Source organism: uncultured Clostridium sp. (assembly GCF_947072515.1).
GTDB lineage: Bacteria > Bacillota > Clostridia > Clostridiales > Clostridiaceae > Clostridium.
On the sequence record NZ_CAMTIG010000007.1, the window covers coordinates 38,563 to 58,203 of the forward strand.

The 19,641-nt window shown below is 29.5% G+C and carries 19 protein-coding genes and 1 other annotated feature; all 19 genes read right to left on the reverse strand.

Annotated elements, in window-relative coordinates; genetic code table 11:
- Nucleotides 1–125 precede the first annotated feature (125 nt).
- The 19 genes from sigK to Q0W06_RS04305 all read right to left on the reverse strand — a co-directional run bounded on the left by sigK (nt 126) and on the right by Q0W06_RS04305 (nt 19,641).
- On the reverse strand, nt 126–827 hold the full coding sequence (sigK, locus tag Q0W06_RS04215) for an RNA polymerase sporulation sigma factor SigK (RefSeq protein WP_297631821.1): 702 nt from the start codon (nt 825–827) through the stop codon (nt 126–128).
- A 118-nt stretch (nt 828–945) separates the two neighbouring features.
- Nucleotides 946–2,538 (reverse strand): penicillin-binding transpeptidase domain-containing protein, encoded by a 1,593-nt coding sequence (locus Q0W06_RS04220; RefSeq protein ID WP_297631824.1) that lies wholly within the window; start codon nt 2,536–2,538, stop codon nt 946–948.
- Between the two features lie 53 nt (nt 2,539–2,591).
- Complete coding sequence (gene udk / locus Q0W06_RS04225) at nt 2,592–3,212, reverse strand: uridine kinase (RefSeq protein WP_297631828.1); 621 nt, start codon at nt 3,210–3,212, stop codon at nt 2,592–2,594.
- A gap of 12 nt (nt 3,213–3,224) precedes the next feature.
- Nucleotides 3,225–4,469 carry a U32 family peptidase gene (locus Q0W06_RS04230; RefSeq protein ID WP_297631831.1) on the reverse strand — a complete coding sequence of 415 codons (1,245 nt, stop codon included), beginning with the start codon at nt 4,467–4,469 and terminating at the stop codon, nt 3,225–3,227.
- 4 nt (nt 4,470–4,473) lie between these two features.
- Nucleotides 4,474–5,118 (reverse strand): O-methyltransferase, encoded by a 645-nt coding sequence (locus Q0W06_RS04235; RefSeq protein WP_297631834.1) that lies wholly within the window; start codon nt 5,116–5,118, stop codon nt 4,474–4,476.
- A gap of 27 nt (nt 5,119–5,145) precedes the next feature.
- Nucleotides 5,146–6,168: an endolytic transglycosylase MltG gene (gene mltG / locus Q0W06_RS04240; protein WP_297631837.1), complete on the reverse strand. Its 1,023-nt coding sequence runs from the start codon at nt 6,166–6,168 to the stop codon at nt 5,146–5,148.
- 91 nt (nt 6,169–6,259) lie between these two features.
- Complete coding sequence (gene typA / locus Q0W06_RS04245; RefSeq protein ID WP_297631840.1) at nt 6,260–8,080, reverse strand: translational GTPase TypA; 1,821 nt, start codon at nt 8,078–8,080, stop codon at nt 6,260–6,262.
- 180 nt (nt 8,081–8,260) lie between these two features.
- Nucleotides 8,261–9,928, reverse strand: coding sequence for a ribonuclease J (locus tag Q0W06_RS04250; RefSeq protein WP_297631841.1), 1,668 nt, complete (start codon nt 9,926–9,928; stop codon nt 8,261–8,263).
- A 60-nt stretch (nt 9,929–9,988) separates the two neighbouring features.
- A complete protein-coding gene (locus Q0W06_RS04255) occupies nt 9,989–10,447 on the reverse strand; it encodes a Fur family transcriptional regulator (protein WP_297631844.1) in 459 nt (152 codons plus the stop codon).
- 26 nt (nt 10,448–10,473) lie between these two features.
- On the reverse strand, nt 10,474–10,731 hold the full coding sequence (locus tag Q0W06_RS04260) for a DUF1292 domain-containing protein (RefSeq protein ID WP_297631847.1): 258 nt from the start codon (nt 10,729–10,731) through the stop codon (nt 10,474–10,476).
- A 78-nt stretch (nt 10,732–10,809) separates the two neighbouring features.
- Entirely contained in the window at nt 10,810–11,223 is a 414-nt protein-coding gene (gene ruvX, locus Q0W06_RS04265; RefSeq protein ID WP_297631850.1) for a Holliday junction resolvase RuvX, read from the reverse strand.
- A 114-nt stretch (nt 11,224–11,337) separates the two neighbouring features.
- On the reverse strand, nt 11,338–11,595 hold the full coding sequence (locus tag Q0W06_RS04270) for an IreB family regulatory phosphoprotein (RefSeq protein ID WP_297631853.1): 258 nt from the start codon (nt 11,593–11,595) through the stop codon (nt 11,338–11,340).
- Nucleotides 11,596–11,736: 141 nt separating this feature from the next.
- Nucleotides 11,737–14,382, reverse strand: a complete 2,646-nt coding sequence (gene alaS / locus Q0W06_RS04275) for an alanine--tRNA ligase (RefSeq protein ID WP_297631856.1) — start codon at nt 14,380–14,382, stop codon at nt 11,737–11,739.
- Nucleotides 14,383–14,469: 87 nt separating this feature from the next.
- Nucleotides 14,470–14,646: a binding site (T-box leader), on the reverse strand.
- Between the two features lie 61 nt (nt 14,647–14,707).
- Nucleotides 14,708–15,739: an AI-2E family transporter gene (locus tag Q0W06_RS04280; RefSeq protein WP_297631858.1), complete on the reverse strand. Its 1,032-nt coding sequence runs from the start codon at nt 15,737–15,739 to the stop codon at nt 14,708–14,710.
- Nucleotides 15,740–15,741: 2 nt separating this feature from the next.
- Nucleotides 15,742–16,221, reverse strand: coding sequence for a PRC-barrel domain-containing protein (locus tag Q0W06_RS04285; protein ID WP_297631861.1), 480 nt, complete (start codon nt 16,219–16,221; stop codon nt 15,742–15,744).
- Nucleotides 16,222–16,447: 226 nt separating this feature from the next.
- Nucleotides 16,448–17,533 (reverse strand): tRNA 2-thiouridine(34) synthase MnmA, encoded by a 1,086-nt coding sequence (gene mnmA / locus Q0W06_RS04290; RefSeq protein WP_297631863.1) that lies wholly within the window; start codon nt 17,531–17,533, stop codon nt 16,448–16,450.
- Nucleotide 17,534: 1 nt separating this feature from the next.
- On the reverse strand, nt 17,535–17,972 hold the full coding sequence (gene nifU, locus Q0W06_RS04295) for a Fe-S cluster assembly scaffold protein NifU (protein WP_297631865.1): 438 nt from the start codon (nt 17,970–17,972) through the stop codon (nt 17,535–17,537).
- Between the two features lie 36 nt (nt 17,973–18,008).
- A complete protein-coding gene (gene nifS / locus Q0W06_RS04300; RefSeq protein ID WP_297631868.1) occupies nt 18,009–19,190 on the reverse strand; it encodes a cysteine desulfurase NifS in 1,182 nt (393 codons plus the stop codon).
- A gap of 1 nt (nt 19,191) precedes the next feature.
- Nucleotides 19,192–19,641: an Rrf2 family transcriptional regulator gene (locus Q0W06_RS04305; protein ID WP_297631871.1), complete on the reverse strand. Its 450-nt coding sequence runs from the start codon at nt 19,639–19,641 to the stop codon at nt 19,192–19,194.

Consider the following 19,641-nt stretch of genomic DNA (forward strand, 5'->3'; position numbering starts at 1 on the left):
CATATTCCCAATTATTTATGAAATATAACATTTTTTTGAAATTTTCTTGATATAAAGAGCCCTATATATAATATAGAACTCTCTATTTATAAAGAATACTTCCTCTATAACTTATAATATTAAAATTAAATATCCTTTGTGTATAAAACTTTATTCAATTTTTTCAATGCTTTTTTTTCTATTCTCGATACATATGATCTTGAAATATTTAAAAGACTTGCTATTTCTCTTTGTGTTTTACATTTTCCGTCTCTAAGACCGTATCTCATGATAATTATATCCCTCTCCCTTTTTGTTAAAGAATCCTCCATTTTTCTATATAAAGCTCTAATTTCTAAATTACTTTCTACTTTTTCTAAAACTGAATCCTTCTCGCTACTTAAAACATCTATTAAGCAAATCTCATTTCCTTCTTTATCAACTCCTATAGGGTCCTGAAGAAAAACCTCTCCTTTCTGCTTTTTATTATTTCTAAATAACATTAATATTTCATTTTCTATGCATCTTGATGCGTATGTTGCAAGCCTAGTTCCTTTATCAACATCAAAAGAATCTATTGCTTTAATTAATCCTACTGTACCAATAGATATAAGTTCATCTACATCTTTATTTGGAAAAGAATATTTTTTTACTATATGTGCTACTAGTCTTAAATTTTTTTCTATTAAAATACTTTTTGCTTTTTTATCTCCTGCCTTTAGCATTCTCAAATATTTTTCTTCGTCTTTCTCATTTAATGGCGTTGGAAAAGTATTATTATTTGATATATATCCTGTAAGAAAAAAAGTACTACATAGTAAATCAACAAAATTTGATACTACAAACATTTTGTGCCTCCTAACAATGCTCACTATTATTTTATGTCGTACTTCCTTTAAACTTTCTATTATATAACTATAAAAGCCATATTTTTAATAAAAACATGGCTTTTAATTAACAGTATTTTTAATTAGAAACTTCACCTATTAATCCTTTTACTACATCTCCGAATATAGGTGCTGCAATAGTTCCTCCACTTATTTTATTTTTCCCATCTTCTTCTACATCAGGAACTAATATACTCATAGTATAGTCTACTCCATCTATATTGAATCCTCCAACTATCCAGCAATGAGTATTTTCTAAAAACGTTCCCGAACCTGTTTTCCCATAAATATCCTTTCCTTCTACTGCTGCTTTTTTTCCTGTTCCATATAGAACCACATCTTTCATTCCATCTTTAACCATTCCACTAGTCAAGCTACTAAAAATTATTGATCCTTTTTCTTTAAATTCTTTTACCTTATTTTCATCTGAATCTAAAATTCCTTCAATAATATTAGGTTTTATATACACCCCATTATTTAGAAATGTATTTATTGCACCAACCATTTGTATAGGTGTAGATGTCATACTTTGACCAATGGCTATATTATCAACTCCAGCATCTTCTTTTCTATATCCACCTTTTGCTTCTGTTTTATTTTCACTCTCTATTCCTAATATACGCTCATACATCCCTAATTCTTTTGCATATTTTAATAATTTTTCCATTCCTAGTTGTTCGCCTATATCTGCGAAAACATCATTACACGATTCATTCAATGCAGTTCTAACTGAAATTTTACCATGATTAATGCCTTTACATTTTTGTGTTCTGCATTTATAAGTTGTATCTGGAGTTATAATTCCCTCCTCTAATGCAGCTGCATATGTTATAAGTTTAAAGACTGAACCTGGCTCAAATCCAATACCTTCCATACCTAAATTTATATTTGGCGAACTATCATCCTTTTGAGTAATTGTTCTTATTTTCCCTGTTTTGCTTTCCATAATAAGAACCCCTATATTATTAAATTCTTCATATTTTTTATCTAATATAGTACTTTTAACTTTATTTTGCATTTCCTTATCTATTGTTAATTGTATATTTTTATTTTCTTCAACATTAACTAAGCTATTTGAAGAATATACAGTATTTTCATCTCTATAAAAATTTACTTTAGGTAATTTATTATTTTCGATTTCTTTTTTTAATAAGTAATCGAAAGAATTTTCTTTAGCCTCAATTTTATCTAAATTAGAAAACATGCCATCAATTGACCATGCTTCCTTATTATCTTTTCTATCATAAATATAAGTATATACACCTTTTACATTTTTTATATTATTTACTTTATCAAAGGTTTCTCTAGAGACATTATAATAATTTTTCCCATAAGGTACTTTCATTATTTGGTCAAAACTAAAGTCACTTACTTCTTCCTTCATAATAAAATTAAAAGCTAATAGTCCCTGAAGTGCTTCACCATAATTATTTAATTTGAAAGGCTTTGAATCTATCACTACAACATAATCTTTATTATAATTATTTAAATCTTTTAAATTTTTATCAAATAGCATATAATTCATATCACTAATTATTTCTGTTTGATGATTTGTATAATTTGCTGTTACTTTCTCACTTGGTCTTATTTGTAGAAAATATAATCTTATAACCAGCACAAAAAATACAAATACAAATATTATTCTTAATCCCTTAGCTCTTTTTTTTATCAAAAAAAACACCTCCTTCTTGGTAATTATAACCAAGAAGAAAGTGTTTTATTCTTTTATCTATTTAAAGTATCTTTAACTTTTGAAACCAATATATCTATAGCAACTTTATTGTGTCCCCCTTCTGGAACAATAATATCTGCATATCTTTTTGTTGGTTCAGTAAATTGCATGTGCATTGGTCTAACAACTTCTAAATATTGTTCTACCACTGAATCAACAGTTCTACCTCTTTCATTAATATCTCTTATTAATCTTCTTAAAATTCTTATATCAGCATCTGTATCAACATAAACTTTTATATCTAAAAGATCTCTTATTCTTTCATCTTCTAATATAAGTATTCCTTCGACTATAATAATTTCTTTAGGATTAACTAAAACTGTTTCCTCAACTCTATTATGAATTGTAAAATCATAAATTGGCTTTTTTATTCCTTCTCCATCAATTAATGATTTTAAATGAGATATTAAAAGTTCATTATCAAATGCTCTTGGATGATCATAATTTGTTTTTGTTCTCTCCTCCATAGTTAAATGATTTTGACTTTTATAATATGCATCTTGTTGAATCATAGCTATACATTCTTCATCAAAACTATTGAAGATAGCATCTGCTATTGTGCTCTTTCCTGATCCTGTTCCCCCAGTAATCCCTATTAATATTGGTCTGTTCATTAGTTATCCTCCTTATTTAGTTCCAATTTCTATTGTATTTTTCGCTTTAATTAACATATCATTTTTTCTAAGAGGTGTATCTACCTTTGCTGTAAATACCATATGTGCTCTATTAGCTACATCTGTTTTAACCTTCTTATCCGCATCAAACATCTCTTGTAATTGAACTGTAAAGTTTGGTGTATAAGCTCTTAAAACATCTACTATATCCCCTTCAAATACTCTATTCTTCTGCATTATAGTAGCTACTTTAGTTTCTTCATTATATTCTTTAACTATACCAACTATATCGTAATCTCTTATATAAGAAGATTCATCATAATTTTGTTCACCCATTTTTCCAAAATAAAAACCTGAATGATATGGTCTATGACTTACTTTTAAAAGAATATCCATCCATTCTTGTTTAAATCTATATCCTTCTGGATTTTCAAAATAACTATCAATTGCTTCTCTATATGCTTTAACTACTGATGCTACATAGAATTCACTTTTCATTCTACCTTCTATTTTAAATGAATCTATTCCACTTTGTATAAGTTCTGGCATATGTTTTATCATACAAAGATCTTTTGCATTCATTATGTAAGTTCCTTGATCATCTTCAACTACAGGATAATATTCATTTGGTCTTGTTTCCTCAACTAAATAATATTTATATCTACAAATATTTGCACAAGTTCCCTTATTAGCATCTCTTCCTATAAGATAGTTTGAAATTAAACATCTTCCTGAGTATGCCATACACATAGATCCATGTATAAATGTTTCTATTTCACATTTAGCTGGTAAGTGCTCTTTAAATCCTTTAATTTCATTTAAAGTCATTTCTCTCGCTAAAACTATTCTTGTACAACCTTGATCATACCAGAATTTAGCTGTTCTCCAGTTTACAACATTCGCTTGAGTACTTACATGCACTTCTAAATTCGGTGCAACTTCTCTAGCTATTGCAATTATTCCTGGATCACCAACTATAATTGCATCAATACCTGATTTTTCTATTTCTTTTATATAATCTTCAATTCCATTAAAATCGAAGTTACGAGGGAATACATTCATAACTAAGTAAATCTTTCTTCCTCTATCATGACAATACTTAACACCCTCATATATTTCTTCATTCGTAAAATTCCCAGCAAAAGCTCTTAAATTTAATTTACTTCCACCTATATATACAGCATCTGCGCCAAAATCAACAGCTATTTTAAGCTTCTCTAGATTTCCTGCCGGTGCTAAAACTTCTGGTTTTCTCATAAGATTACCTCCTTCTTGTTATTGCTATCCCATCTCCCATAGGTATTACAGATGTAACTAAAGTTTCATCTTCATTTACCATTTCAAGATATGTTCTCATTCTTTTAACAATAGTGATTTTTCTTCTCTTAACTAATTCTTGAGATGGAACCATTCCTCTAAATAATACATTATCCGCAATAATTATTCCATCTCTTTTTAAAAGTCTTAAGCAATGAGGTAAAAAATGATTATAGTGCCCTTTTCCTGCATCCATAAAGATTAAATCAAACTCTTCATCTAAGTTTTCTAATATTTCTAAACAATCACCTTCTAAAATTTGAATTTTCTCTTTCAAATCAAATTTTTCTATGTTTTGTTTAGCTAAAGAAATCATTTCTTCGCTTCTTTCAATAGTCTTTATCTCTGGTTCAGTCTTTGAAGCTTCATACATTAATATAGAGGAATATCCTATTGCAGTTCCAAGTTCTAATATTTTTAATGGTTTTGTAAGTCCTACCATAAACTCTAAAAACTTAGCTGTTTCTTTTTGAACAATTGGTACTCCATTTTCATGAGCAAAATCTTCTAGTTCTTTTGTCATTCCTGAGCTTTCACCAATTAATCCTCTTAAATATTTTTCCATATAATCATAAGTTATTCCACTCATATATACCTCCAACTTTAGTAAACTTTATTAGTTATTTTCTTTATTATATATTTCCTTTTGCTTTAAAAAAGCTTGATAAGAGTTAGTAAAGAAATGTTCATTAGGTCCATTTAATATATAATATATATAATTTGTTTGTGCAGGGTCCATAGCAGCTTCTAAAGCTTCAATACCTGGACTACATATTGGTCCTACTGGTAATCCCTTATACTTATATGTATTATATGGTGAATTTACCTCTAAATCTTTATAATAAACCTTATCTACATGCTTACCTAATGCATATATTACTGTTGCATCCATTTGAAGTGGCATGTTTTCTTTAATTCTATTATCTATAACAGAAGATACATTTCTCATATCATTGAAAGTTTTGGCTTCCCCTTGAATAACTGATGCTTTAGTAACTATAGTATCAATTTCATTCTCTGGAACCTTTACTCCTGTCTTTTGTTCTGCTAATGCAAATTCGCTTTGGAATGTATCAAGCATAGTTTTTATAACTTGGTCTGGTTGTTCTCCTCTTGCAAATTCATAAGTATTTGGGAATAAATATCCTTCTAGTGCATATCTTCTACCTTGAACATTTTTAACATAACTAGGTAATGGATATTTTTGTAAAGCGCTTATAAATTGTTCTTTTGAGAATAATCCAAGTTCTTGTAATGTATCTGCAATTTGTTCAACATTATATCCTTCTGGTATTACTACTTTTATAGTATTCTGCGTATTCAAGATATTCATAAATTGTGATAACGAAACATCATTTTTTATCGTATATTCACCTGGCGTTATTTTTGGTGTTAATCCTAATATTTTTACTGATAATTTAGTTACAATTTCATTTTTTAAAATTCCTTGTGCCTTTAAATCATCTAGAACTCCATAAAAACCTTCTCCACCTTTAATTGTTATGTTAACATCCCCATTAGAATTAAATGGTTTTTTAATAATAGAATAAGTATATCCACCTACACTTGCTATTATTAGAACTATAACTATAACAATCCCAATTATTATCTTTTTAAGATGTGTTTTCAAGTATTCCATAAAAACCCCCTGTATATAAAAGTAAATAGCCTATTTCAGGCTATTTACTATATTATAATACTTTATTTTAAGCATATAAAGATATTTTGAATTACTTATTTCTGTTATTTCTCTTTCTTTGGTTAGGATCTAATTCAACTTTTCTCATTCTTATGCTTTTTGGAGTTACTTCAACTAATTCATCACCATTGATAAATTCTAAAGCTTGCTCTAATGTCATTTCCATTGGTGGAACTAATTTTAAAGCATCATCTGCTCCTGAAGATCTTGTATTAGTAAGTTTCTTACCTTTACATACGTTTATATCTAAATCATCAGCTCTTCCACAAACTCCAACGATCATTCCTTGGTATACTGGTACTCCAGCTCCTATAAATAATGATCCTCTTTCTTGTGCATTAAATAATCCATAAGTTATTGAATCACCTTGTTCAAATGATACTATTGATCCTCTACTTCTTCCTGGGATTTCTCCTTTATATGGTGCATATCCGTGGAATACGTGGTTCATTATACCATTTCCTTTAGTATCAGTCATAAATTCATTTCTGAATCCTATAAGTCCTCTAGCTGGTACTACGAATTCTAATCTAGTATATCCGTTAACAGCTGATGTCATATTAACCATTTCACCTTTTCTTGGTCCCATTTTTTCCATTACAGGTCCCATGAATTCTTCTGGTACGTCAATAGTTAAGTATTCCATTGGTTCCATTTTCTTTCCGTTTTCTTCTTTGAATATAACGTTAGCTTTTGATACTTGTAATTCAAAACCTTCTCTTCTCATAGTTTCTATAAGAACTGATAAGTGTAATTCTCCTCTTCCTGATACTTCAAAGCAATCAGGAGTTATTTCTTTTACTCTTAAGCTTACGTTAGTTTCAAGTTCTTTCATTAATCTGTCTCTTAAATGTCTTGAAGTTATGAAATCTCCTTCTTGACCTGCATATGGTGAATCATTAACCATAAAGTTCATGCTTAATGTTGGTTCATCAATTTCAACAAATGGAAGAGCTTCTGGATTTTGAGTATCTGCAATAGTTTCTCCAATATTTGAATCTAAAACACCTGCTAAAGCAACGATGTCTCCCATTCCAGCTTCTTCTGTTTCAACTCTCTTTAATCCATCATATACGAATAAAGCACTTACTCTATAATTTGAACTTGTTCCATCTTTTCTTAAAAGTGTAACTTGTTGATTCTTCTTAACTTTTCCTCTGTGGATTCTTCCAAGAGAAATTCTTCCTACATATTCATTTGAATCTAATGTAGTAACAAGCATTTGAAGTGGCTCATCCATATATCCTTCTGGACAATCAACTTTTTCTAAGATAGTTTCAAATAAAGGTGTCATATCTTCATTTGTATCTTCAACGTTGTATCTTGCAAATCCATTTCTAGCTGATGCATAAATGATTGCAAAATCTAATTGTTCATCAGTTGCTCCTAATTCTAGGAATAATTCAAATACCTCATCTATAACAGCTTCTGGTCTAGCATCTGGCTTGTCAATTTTGTTTATAACAACTATTGGCTTAAGTCCTAATTCTAATGCTTTCTTTAAAACGAATTTAGTTTGTGGCATTGGTCCTTCATAAGAATCTACTACTAGTAATACTGAATCTACCATTTTAAGTACACGTTCAACTTCTCCTCCGAAGTCAGCATGTCCTGGAGTATCAACAATATTTATTTTTACATCATTGTATTTGATTGATGTATTTTTAGAAAGAATTGTTATTCCTCTTTCTTTTTCTAAGTCGTTTGAGTCCATTACTCTCTCTTCAACCTTTTCATTTTCTCTAAACGTATGACTTTGTCTAAGTAATGCATCAACTAATGTAGTTTTACCGTGGTCAACGTGTGCAATAATAGCGATATTTCTTATATCTTCTCTTTTAATTAGTTCCATCTTTGTATCCTCCAAATTTTTAGTTTTACTCAATTTTTAAAATATATGTAAACCTATAACTTTTTTTTTCAAAAAGAAAATTGGATACAGAAGTACCCAATTTCTAACACTAATTTATATTCTAATATTAACCTACTGAAAAGTCAACATAAATAGATTTCTAAAATATCTTTATATTTTCTAAATTTCCATAATTATAGGTAATATCATAGGTTTTCTCTTAGTTTTCTCATATAAATAATTTCTAAGGTCATCTCGTATTCTTCCTTTAATTGTAGCCCAATCAGTTATTTTTCCTGCTTCACATTCGCTTAACACATTTTTAACAACTTCTCTTGCTTCATCCATTAATCCTTCAGATTCACGTACGTATACGAATCCTCTTGAAATAATATCTGGTCCTGCTATAACAGAAGCACTTTCTCTATCTAATGTAACTACTACAGTTAATATTCCATCTTGAGATAAATGTTTTCTGTCTCTTAATACTATATGACCTACATCTCCTACTCCAAGTCCATCTACAAGGATTTGCCCTGAAGTAACAGTTCCATTTTTCTTTATTAAGTTTCTAGTAACTTCTATTACGTCTCCAGTTTCTGGTAGTAAAAAGTTTCTTTCTCCTAGACCCATTTTAACAGCTAATTCAGCATGTTTCTTCAAGTGTCTATATTCTCCATGTACTGGGACAAAGAATTTTGGTCTTACAATTGTTTGCATAAGTTTTAACTCTTCTTGGCATGCGTGACCTGAAACGTGAACATCTTGATCCGCTCCATAAATTACTTCTGCACCTTTTTTAGATAAAAGATTTACAACTCTAGCTACATGCTTCTCATTTCCTGGAATAGGTGTTGCTGAGATAATTACTGTATCACCTTCAACAATATTAATTTTTCTATGCTCTGATGCAGCCATTCTAGAAAGGGCTGACATTGGCTCTCCTTGACTTCCAGTTGTTATAAGAACTATTTGATCATTATTATACTTTGCTGTTTGATCAACTGTAATTAGCGTTTCTTTATTCATATGAAGATATCCAAGTTCAATTGCAACTTGAACAATATTTTCCATACTTCTTCCTGAAACCGCTACTTTTTTACCATACATTTCAGCTGCTGTTATTATTTGCTGTACACGGTGAATATTCGATGCAAATGTTGCAACTATTATTCTTCCCTTTGCTTTTGCAAATAATCTTTGAAGTGTTTCCCCAACTATACTTTCTGATCTAGTATATCCTGGTTTCCCAACATTAGTTGAGTCTGCCATCATTACAAGAACACCTTTTCTTCCTAGTTCGGCAAGTCTTGCAAAGTCAGTTCTACCTCCATCAATTGGTGTATGATCAATTTTAAAATCTCCTGTATGGAGAACAACTCCAAGTGGAGTGTGTATAGCAATTGCTACTGAGTCTGCTATTGAATGTGTTGTTTTTATAAATTCAACAGTAACATTTTGAAGTTTTACCTTATCTTTAGGTTTAACTCTTATAAGTTCGGTAGTTGTTAATAATCCGTGCTCTCTAAGCTTCGTTTCAACTATCCCGAGTGTAAGTTTTGTTCCATAGATAGGCACATTTAACTGTTTTAAGAAATAAGGTAATGCACCTATATGATCTTCGTGTCCGTGTGTTAAAAATATTCCTCTTATTTTATCTTGTTTCTTAATTAAGTATGATATATCAGGTATTACTATATCAACACCATACATATCAACATCTGGAAACTTTAATCCACAGTCAACTATTACAATATCTTCTTTGTATTCTATAACTGTCATATTTTTTCCGATTTCATCAATTCCACCTAAAGGAATAATTTTAACCTTAGCTCTTTCCGCTTTCATACTTCCCCTCCTTTTTAATTTTTATAAACAAAGGATTTCATCTTACCGTAAGATTTTCCTTTAATTATCTTTTCTTTGACATTCACTACAAATTCCATAAAACTTTAAGCTATGGTCTTTGATTTTAAATTTATATTTATTCTCAACTCTTTCTTCAAGTTGATCTAATAAATCTTCTTCAACTTCGAATACTTTATTGCATTCGTTACAAATTAAATGATGGTGTCTGTGTTCTTCATCTTCATGAACTATTTCATATCTACTACATCCATCACTTAAGTCCAGTCTAGACAAAAGTCTAATATCCTCTAATAGGATGACCGTTCTATATACAGTTGCAAGTCCTATTTCAGGGCAATCTTTCTTCACCTCATCATAAATTTCCTCAGCAGTCATATGTTTGCCTTCATTTTTTATGATAGTATCAACAATTGCTCTTCTTTGAGGCGTTAACTTATATCCTTTTTCTTTTAAATTCTCTTTTAACTCTTGCATATCAACTGAGACATTATTTTTCATGGACAACACCTCTTTTAATATAAAAATTATTCTTCATCTTGCATAAGTAATCCATATGCTTCTTCAACCATTGCAAATTCTGCTTCATTTTCAATAGTTACTAGTTCTTCATTTCCTTCTTCATCTTTAAGTACTTTAAAAACTACAGCTTCTTCTTCGCCATCTTTAATAGCTATAACATACTCAGTTTTTAAATCTTCTATTTCTAAAAATGTTACGATTTCTAATTTTTCCTCATTTCCATTTTCATCAACTACTTCGATAAATTGTACATCATTTTGCATATTTTTGCTCCTTTTTACATTTTAGTTTTTTTTATATAATATTGTCAATAATATTTTTTAAAAGTAAATTCTACTAATCTATTTAGATATTCTATCTAAATAACCTTGTAATATATATGTTGCTGCTACTTTATCGACAATTTTTTTCCTTTTACTTCTTGAAAGATCCGCTTCAAGCATAGCTCTATGTGCTGCTACTGTAGTTAAACGTTCATCCCAATAAATTATTTCTAAGTCTGTAGCTTCTTCTATAAGTTTTGCAAACTCTTGTATTTTTTCTCCTGCAAAACCAATTGAACCATCCATATTTTTTGGTAATCCAATTACTATTTTTTCTACTTTATATTCATCACAAAATTTTTTAACTTCTAAAATATCTTGTGATTTTTTAACTCTTCTTATAGTTGTTATTCCTTGTGCTGTAAAACCTAAAGGATCTGAAATTGCTACCCCAACAGTCTTCTGCCCAACATCTAAACCTAGTATTCTCATTTTCTCCTCCTATTTAAGCATGTTTCTTAAACTTTTAATATTAAATATTTTTAAAATGAGCTTACTTTAATTCCATAGATTAAAAAATAAAAGTGCCCACAATAGGGCACTTTTTTATTTTATCTCTAAATAAGATTTTATAACTTCTTCAAGAATCTCATCTCTCTCAAGTTTTCTTACTAAAGCTCTTGCTCCATTGTAATTAGTAATGTAAGTAGGGTCTCCTGAAATAAGATAACCAACAAGCTGATTTATAGGATTATACCCTTTTTCATGAAGTGAGTTATATACTTCACTTAAGATTGCTTTTGTTAATGCCTCTTTATTCTTTAATAAATCGAATTGCATTGTGTGTTCTAAATTATTGTTCATACCTACTGCTGCTTAAAACAGCTTCACCCCCTCACCTATCATAAAGGATATGATTAATACTATTTCTAGTATTTACAATTGTTTTTTCGTTTATACTTATTCTACAATATTAATTATACCTTATATTTTTTTAAAAGTACACTACTTTACTAAACTTTGAATTACATCAAATGCTTTTTCCACTGCTTCATTTATTTTTCCTGGATTTTTTCCTCCTGCTTGAGCCATGTCCGGTCTTCCGCCACCGCCACCGCCTACAACAGTTGCCACTTCCTTAATTATTTTTCCACAATGAATACCATTTCCTAATACATCTTTAGTTGACATAGCTACAAGATTAACCTTATCATCTGTATTACTTAATAAAACAACTACACCTGATCCCATTTTATTTCTTATCTTATCACCTAAGTCTCTTAATGCATTTCCATCAACTTCTTCTAGAGCATAAACAATAGTTTTAACTCCATTTACATCCTTTACTGATGCTAATATATCATCTTCTGCACCTGCTGTTAATTTTGATTTTAATTCTATAATTTCTTTATCTTTATCCTTTATCTCTGATGCTTGCCCTTGGATTCTTGAAACTATATCTTTCTCACTACATTTTAATGTTGTGCAAGCTTCTTTTAAAGTTTTCTCTTTATTCTCCATGTATTTTATTGCTTGGAATCCTGTAACTGCTTCAATTCTTCTCATTCCAGCTGCAACACCTGATTCAGAAACTATTTTAAATAATCCAATTTCTCCTGAATTACATATATGAGTTCCCCCACATAGTTCCACTGAGAAATCACCTACTTCAACAACTCTAACTTTATCGCCATATTTATCATCAAATAGAGCCATAGCACCTTTTTCTTTAGCTTCGTCCATAGTCATTTCATTCGTATCAACAGAGAATACATTCATTATTTTTTCATTTACTAAAGTTTCAACTTTTTGAATTTCTTCAAAAGTTAATCCTTGGAAATGAGTGAAGTCAAATCTTAATCTTTCTGAATCAACATACGATCCAGCTTGATTTACATGTTCTCCTAGCACTTCTTTTAATGCTTTGTGTAACATATGTGTAGCTGTATGATTTTTACCTATTTCCATTCTTCTTCTTACATCTATTTTTAAAATTGCTTTAGAGTTTACTTTTACAGTTCCTTCTTCTACTTTTACATAATGAATAGTTTTTCCACCAACATTTTTCTTAGTATCATATACTGAAACTTTAAAGCCTTCACCTTCTATAGTTCCTTTATCCCCTACTTGACCACCCATTTCTGCATAAAATGGTGTTCTATCAGCAACTATAAATCCTTTTTCACCTTTATTTAAGCTTTCTCTTACTTCCTCATCAGTTCCTAAGAAAATAATTTCAGCTTCTATTTCAGTATTTGTATATCCAACAAATTCTGTTTCCATTTCACCCGGAACACTATTTACCGGTGAATCTTCTCCACCCATATATGTGAATTCGCCTCTTGCATTTCTTGCTCTTTCTCTTTGAGAATTCATTTCTTTATCAAAGGCTTCTCTATCTATACTCATTTCTTTTTCTTCTAAAATTTCTTCTGTTAATTCATATGGGAATCCGTAAGTATCATAAAGCTTAAATGCTTTTTCTCCACTTAATACTGTTTCTTTATTTGAAGTTAATTCATCTATATATCCGCTTAATATTCCCATTCCTGAATCAATTGTTTCATTGAATCTTTCTTCTTCAAGGGTAATTATTTTTTTAATATAATCATTTTTAGAAATTAATTCATCATATTCTACTCCATAGTTATCAACTACTGATTGAACTACTTCATTTAAGAATATCTTTTTAATTCCTAGCACTCTACCATGTCTTGCAGCTCTTCTTAAAAGTCTTCTTAAAACATATCCTCTACCTTCATTGCTTGGTTGAACTCCATCACAAATCATCATAGTAACGCTTTTTACATGGTCAGTTATTATTCTAAGAGAAATATCTTTCTCAACATCTTCTCCATATTTTACACCTGAAAGTCTTGATACAGTTTCTAATATGTTTTTAACAGTATCTATTTCAAATATATTATCTACACCTTGCATTATTGTTGCAATTCTTTCAAGTCCCATTCCTGTATCGATGTTAGGATTTGCTAATCTTTCATAATTACCTTTTCCATCTCCATCAAATTGAGTAAATACTAAATTCCAGAATTCTATAATTCTATCATTATCACTTTCACGTACAAATTCTTCTGCAGTTTTTACAACTCCCATTTCTGGTTTTTTATCATAATGGATTTCTGTACATGGTCCACAAGGTCCTGCTCCATGTTCCCAAAAGTTATCTTCTTTACCTAATCTAAATATTCTACTTGTATCTATATCTGTTGACTTTTTCCAAATTTCAAAAGCCTCATCGTCTTCTAAATATATAGTTACATAAAGTCTATCTTTTGGAATCTCTAATACTTTAGTTATAAGTTCCCATGCCCATGGAATAACTTCTTCTTTAAAATAATCTCCAAAAGAAAAGTTTCCTAACATTTCAAAGAAAGTACCATGTCTTGATGTCTTTCCTACATTTTCAATATCACCAGTTCTGATACACTTTTGGCATGTTGTTATTCTTTTTTTTGGTGGTTCTTGAAGTCCTGTAAAGTAAGGCTTCAATGGTGCCATCCCTGCATTTATTAATAATAAACTTTTATCATTTTTTGGTACTAAAGAAAAACTTTTAAGTCTTAAGTGATCTTTACTTTCAAAAAATTTTAAATATGTTTCTCTTAAATCATTAGTTCCTGTAAATTTCATTTTTTTACCTCCATTTTTTAGAATTATAAAAATTTCTTCTATAATCTATGTATATTAAAAAAAGTTCCCGTCACTTATGCCTAAAACACAAGGGACGAAAACATTAACTTCCGCGGTACCACCCTAATTATGTGAAAAATATCCACATCACTTTAAAGTAATTAACTCATAGGTAGCTTCAATTTAATTAAATAAAAGTTTACACCAACCACTTTCTCTCTAAAAATTCTCATTAAATCTACTTTTCCTAATCATAGTCTCTTTTATTAAACTAAGAAAATTATATTTTATATATTCCTTTATGTCAATATTCTTCCTTTTTATTTTAAAAAATATAATAATTAATATCATCATATAAAACCTTTAAACTAACTGCTATCGGTATTATAAAAATCATTCCAATTATTCCACCTAACTTCTCTCCTAAAATCAAGAGGATTATTATTAACATTGGATGTAAATCTGTACTATCCGCAGTAATTTTAGGTGCAATTAAATTCCCTTCTATTTGTTGAACTATCAAAATCCCTATAATAGTCCAAATTGCTAATGTTGGTGATTGTATAAGTGCTAAAAACACCGCTGGTATCCCTCCAAGTATAGCTCCAAAATAGGGAACAATATTAAATATTCCATTTATCAATGCCAGCATTAATGGAAATTTTATTCCTAATATACAAAAAGTTATAAATGATAATACTGTTGTTATTAAGCATAATGCTAATTGACTTATTATATATCTTTGTAAAAGCACATCTATGTCCTTTAAAATATTTTTTATAACCCCTCTACTTTTCATTGGTATTATAAGATAAAAGCTATTACTTATTTTTTCACCATCACTTAAAAAATAGTACGCTATAACTGGAATTATTATGTATGATAAAATATTTTTTGAAAGCTCTAAAATAAAATCAAAGCTTTTATATGAAATACTTGATAAGAAGCTCCACACCTTTTCACTTCCTTGTATGTATATTGTATTTATAACAGCATTGTTACTAAGTTTCAATCCTTCTTCAAACTCTTTAAAATAGAGATTAAACTTTTCAAAAATTTCATTTATATCTCCAACTTCCTCAATAATATTAGGAATACTAACAACTATAAATATAGCAATTATTAAAGTTAAACTTAAAATTATACTAATACTTGCAATTTTTTTAGATAAATTAAATTTATTTACTAGTATATTTCTTAATGGCTTCAATACATATGCTATTATCCCAGATATTACGATTAAATTTATAATTTCTTCTATTATTTGTACTTTTAAATATAAAAAAACAATTATAATTATTCCAATTATCATTAAAAAGCTTATTATAAATTTTTTATTCCATAGTTTTTCAAACATTATTATACCCTAATATCCTTTCTTACTATTTTTAGTTCTATATTTTCATTTCCTATATATATAATTGAATCTTCTCCTAAGACACAATCTTCTATTAATAAAACTTTTTTCCCATTTATTATTTTATCAATAATCCCTGTCGATAAAATGATTCCACATATACTATTTTTTTCTCTATTTATTATTAAGTCTTCAAAAACCCCTAACATATGTCCTTGTAAATTCCAAATTTCTAATCCTTTTACTTCTTTAAAATAGAGCGAATCCCTCTTTTCATTTTCTTCAACTATTATATTTTCATCAATTGATATTATTTTATCTATATTTATGAAATTCTTTTTTGATATGAAACTTGTAACTGATATTTTAAAGCCAATAAGATTTCCATTGAAAAAATCAATCGCTAAATCTTCTACTACTCCTAAATATTTCCCTTCTTTTGTATAAACTTTTTTCATATAAAAAAATTTAGTTCTTATCATACTACATACTCCATTTCCATTAATAGAGTTATTTTATCCAGTTTCCAAATTAATATACTAAAACCTATTTTTACAAATTACAAAGTAGAGTAAAAATTTCATATTTAAATTTCTACTTTAACTCGAATACTTTATTTCCAGGTAATTCTCATATCACTATCCCCCAAAAATTTTATATTTTCTATAAAAAAAGAAACCGGAATTATTCCAGTTTCTAATTTTTTATTTATTTCGTACCGATTCCTTCTATAACTCCGCCACCAATTACTATTTCTTCATCGTAGAATACTACTGATTGCCCTTTAGTTATAGCTCTTTGCTCATCTTCAAAAATAACTTTCACTTTACCTTCTGCTAATGGATATATAGTTGCTTTTGCAGGTTTTGCTGCATATCTTACCTTTGCTTGAACTTCCATAGGTTCTTCTAAGGTATCAAATGGAATAAAGTTCATATCTTTAGCCACAAGTGTTGTTCTAAAGATTTTATCTTCTGATCCTAAAATAACTCTATTTCTCTTAGCATCAATTCCCGTAACAAAAACAGGTTTTCCAAGTGCTAAACCAAGACCTTTCCTTTGCCCAATTGTATAATAAACTATTCCTTTATGTTTTCCTAAAACATTTCCTTTTTCATCAACGAAATCTCCTGGAATAACCTCTTCTGGTCTAGCTTCTTTTATATATCTTCCATGATTGTTATCATGAATAAAACAAATTTCTTCACTATCTTTTTTGTTATGAACTGCAAGACCTATCTCTTTAGCTATCTCTCTTATTTTATCCTTTGTGTACTCTCCACAAGGCATTAAAGTATGCGCTAATTGATCCTGAGTAAAATTATATAAAGCATATGTTTGATCTTTTCTATCATCATCGGATCTTATTAAAAGATGTCTTCCATCTCTTTCTTCAATCTTTGCATAATGTCCTGTTGCAACATATTCTGCTCCAATCCCTCTAGCTTTTTGTAATAATTCATCAAATTTCAAATATTTATTACAGGCTATACATGGGTTAGGAGTTTTTCCATCTATATATTCTTGAACAAAATAATCTATAACTTTCTCTTTAAATGATTTTCTAAAATTAAAAACATAAAAAGGTATATCTAATCTTTGCGCAACACGTCTAGCATCTTCAACAGCTGAAAGTGAACAACAACCACCTTCTCTTTCTTCAAATTCAGTGTCTTCTTGCCATACTTGCATAGTTATACCTATTACATCATATCCCTGTTCCTTTAAAAGGTAAGCAGCGACGGAGCTATCTACTCCGCCGCTCATACCTACAACTACTTTAGGTTTTGACATACTATTCATCCCCATGAACGTGGTCGTGTAATGCATCATGATCTGTTTCTTCGAAATCCCAAGCTCCAAGTCCTGCTTTTTCTCTATAATCATTAATTGCTTTGTGTATTGCTTCTTCAGCTAAAACTGAACAGTGCATTTTTACTGGTGGAAGACCATCTAAAGCTTCCGCAACTGCTTTATTGCTTAAATCCCAAGCTTCTTCAAGTGATTTTCCTATAATCATTTCAGTAGCCATTGATGATGATGCAATTGCTGATCCACATCCAAATGTTTCGAATTTAGCATCTTTAACAATATTATCTTCTATTTTTAAGTAAACTCTCATAATGTCTCCACATTTAGCGTTTCCAACTTCTCCAACACCATCTGCATTTTCAATACATCCTACATTTCTTGGATTTCTAAAGTGATCCATAACTTTATCTGTATATATCATAACTTTTATCTCCTTTTGACTTACTTTTTTTTTAAATTATTTATTTTCGTTGTTTATAAAATCTCTCCATAATGGTGACATACTTCTTAATCTTTCAATGATTGGTGGTAATGTCTGAATTACATAATCAACATCTTCTTCTGTTGTTCCGTCTCCTAATGTTAATCTTAATGATCCATGAGCTTTTTCATGTGGAAGTCCTATTGCTAAAAGCACATGTGATGGATCTAATGATCCTGATGTACAAGCACTACCACTTGAAGCACAAACTCCTTCAAAATCTAATGAAAGTAGTATCGATTCACCTTCAATAAATTCAAACGAAATATTTACGTTTGCTGGAAGTCTCTTATCTCCTCTTGGCCCATTTAATCTTGAGTATGGTATTTCTAAAATTCCATCTATTAATTTATCTCTAAGCTTTGACATTGTTTCTATATGCTCATCTAAGTTTGAAGTTGCTAATTCAATAGCTTTTCCAATCCCAACTATTCCAGCAATATTTTCTGTTCCCGCTCTTCTATTTCTTTCTTGTCCTCCACCATGAATTAAATTGTGAATTCTAACACCTTTTTTGATGTATAAAGCTCCAATTCCTTTTGGTGCATATATTTTATGACCTGCTAAAGATAAAAGATCAATATTCATATCTTTAACGTCTATTTTTACATTTCCAATAGCTTGAACTGCATCTGTATGGAATAATACTCCTCTTTCCTTACAAATCGCTCCAATCTCTTTAATAGGTTCAATTGTTCCAATTTCATTATTGGCAAACATTATACTTACTAAGATTGTTTTATCAGTAATTGCATTTCTTAAATCTTCTAAACTTATAAATCCTTCTTCATTTACATCTAAATATGTAACTTCATATCCATTTTTCTCTAGGTACTCACAAGTGTGTAATACTGCATGATGTTCAATTCTAGTAGTTATAATGTGATTTCCTTTATTTTTATATGCTGAAGCTATTCCTTTAATTGCCCAGTTATCTGCTTCTGAACCACCACCTGTAAAGTAAACTTCACTTACGTCACAATTTAAAGCCTTCGCTACTCTTTCTCTTCCACTATCTACTGCCATTTTAGTTTCTCTTGATGGCCCATAAAATGATGATGGGTTTCCAAATTTTCCTGTAAAATATGGCATCATTTCTTCTAATACCTCTGGTTTAACATATGTTGTTGCAGCATAGTCCATATATACTGTTTTCATTTTACTTCACCTCTAATTTTAATTTATTAGCATTTTTTTCTTGAATTTCTTTATAATCATTAACGATATCTTGAAGTGTAATTCCTTCCATAACTTCATCGATACTTTCTTTTATTTTTTTCCATAGCATTCTTGTAGCACAACAATCTACATTATTGCATGCAACGCCGTCTATACAATCTGCTATTTCAATTGGACCTTCTAATACATACATAATATCTGAAACCTTTATATCTTTAGGTTCTTTATTTAATACGTATCCACCTTGTGCTCCCCTTATACTTCTAATAAGTTTTGCTTTTCTAAGTGGACTAAATAATTGTTCTAAATAATATTCAGATATTTCTTGTCTTTTTGAAATTGTTTTAATGGAAACTGGAGCTTCACCGTAGTTTATAGCTAAGTCTACCATAGCTTTAACTCCATATCTTCCCTTTGTTGATAGTTTCAT

Excerpts from the sequence above, each read along its gene's own strand:
- sigK (WP_297631821.1), bottom strand. The coding sequence starts at position 827 with ATGTTTGTAGTATCAAATTTTGTTGATTTACTATGTAGTACTTTTTTT.
- udk (WP_297631828.1), bottom strand. The coding sequence starts at position 3,212 with ATGAACAGACCAATATTAATAGGGATTACTGGGGGAACAGGATCAGGA.
- Q0W06_RS04230 (WP_297631831.1), bottom strand. The coding sequence starts at position 4,469 with ATGAGAAAACCAGAAGTTTTAGCACCGGCAGGAAATCTAGAGAAGCTT.
- Q0W06_RS04235 (WP_297631834.1), bottom strand. The coding sequence starts at position 5,118 with ATGAGTGGAATAACTTATGATTATATGGAAAAATATTTAAGAGGATTA.
- mltG (WP_297631837.1), bottom strand. The coding sequence starts at position 6,168 with ATGGAATACTTGAAAACACATCTTAAAAAGATAATAATTGGGATTGTT.
- typA (WP_297631840.1), bottom strand. The coding sequence starts at position 8,080 with ATGGAACTAATTAAAAGAGAAGATATAAGAAATATCGCTATTATTGCA.
- Q0W06_RS04250 (WP_297631841.1), bottom strand. The coding sequence starts at position 9,928 with ATGAAAGCGGAAAGAGCTAAGGTTAAAATTATTCCTTTAGGTGGAATT.
- Q0W06_RS04255 (WP_297631844.1), bottom strand. The coding sequence starts at position 10,447 with ATGAAAAATAATGTCTCAGTTGATATGCAAGAGTTAAAAGAGAATTTA.
- Q0W06_RS04260 (WP_297631847.1), bottom strand. The coding sequence starts at position 10,731 with ATGCAAAATGATGTACAATTTATCGAAGTAGTTGATGAAAATGGAAAT.
- ruvX (WP_297631850.1), bottom strand. The coding sequence starts at position 11,223 with ATGAGAATACTAGGTTTAGATGTTGGGCAGAAGACTGTTGGGGTAGCA.
- Q0W06_RS04270 (WP_297631853.1), bottom strand. The coding sequence starts at position 11,595 with ATGAACAATAATTTAGAACACACAATGCAATTCGATTTATTAAAGAAT.
- alaS (WP_297631856.1), bottom strand. The coding sequence starts at position 14,382 with ATGAAATTTACAGGAACTAATGATTTAAGAGAAACATATTTAAAATTT.
- Q0W06_RS04280 (WP_297631858.1), bottom strand. The coding sequence starts at position 15,739 with ATGTTTGAAAAACTATGGAATAAAAAATTTATAATAAGCTTTTTAATG.
- Q0W06_RS04285 (WP_297631861.1), bottom strand. The coding sequence starts at position 16,221 with ATGATAAGAACTAAATTTTTTTATATGAAAAAAGTTTATACAAAAGAA.
- mnmA (WP_297631863.1), bottom strand. The coding sequence starts at position 17,533 with ATGTCAAAACCTAAAGTAGTTGTAGGTATGAGCGGCGGAGTAGATAGC.
- nifU (WP_297631865.1), bottom strand. The coding sequence starts at position 17,972 with ATGATATATACAGATAAAGTTATGGATCACTTTAGAAATCCAAGAAAT.
- nifS (WP_297631868.1), bottom strand. The coding sequence starts at position 19,190 with ATGAAAACAGTATATATGGACTATGCTGCAACAACATATGTTAAACCA.
- Q0W06_RS04305 (WP_297631871.1), bottom strand. The coding sequence starts at position 19,641 with ATGAAACTATCAACAAAGGGAAGATATGGAGTTAAAGCTATGGTAGAC.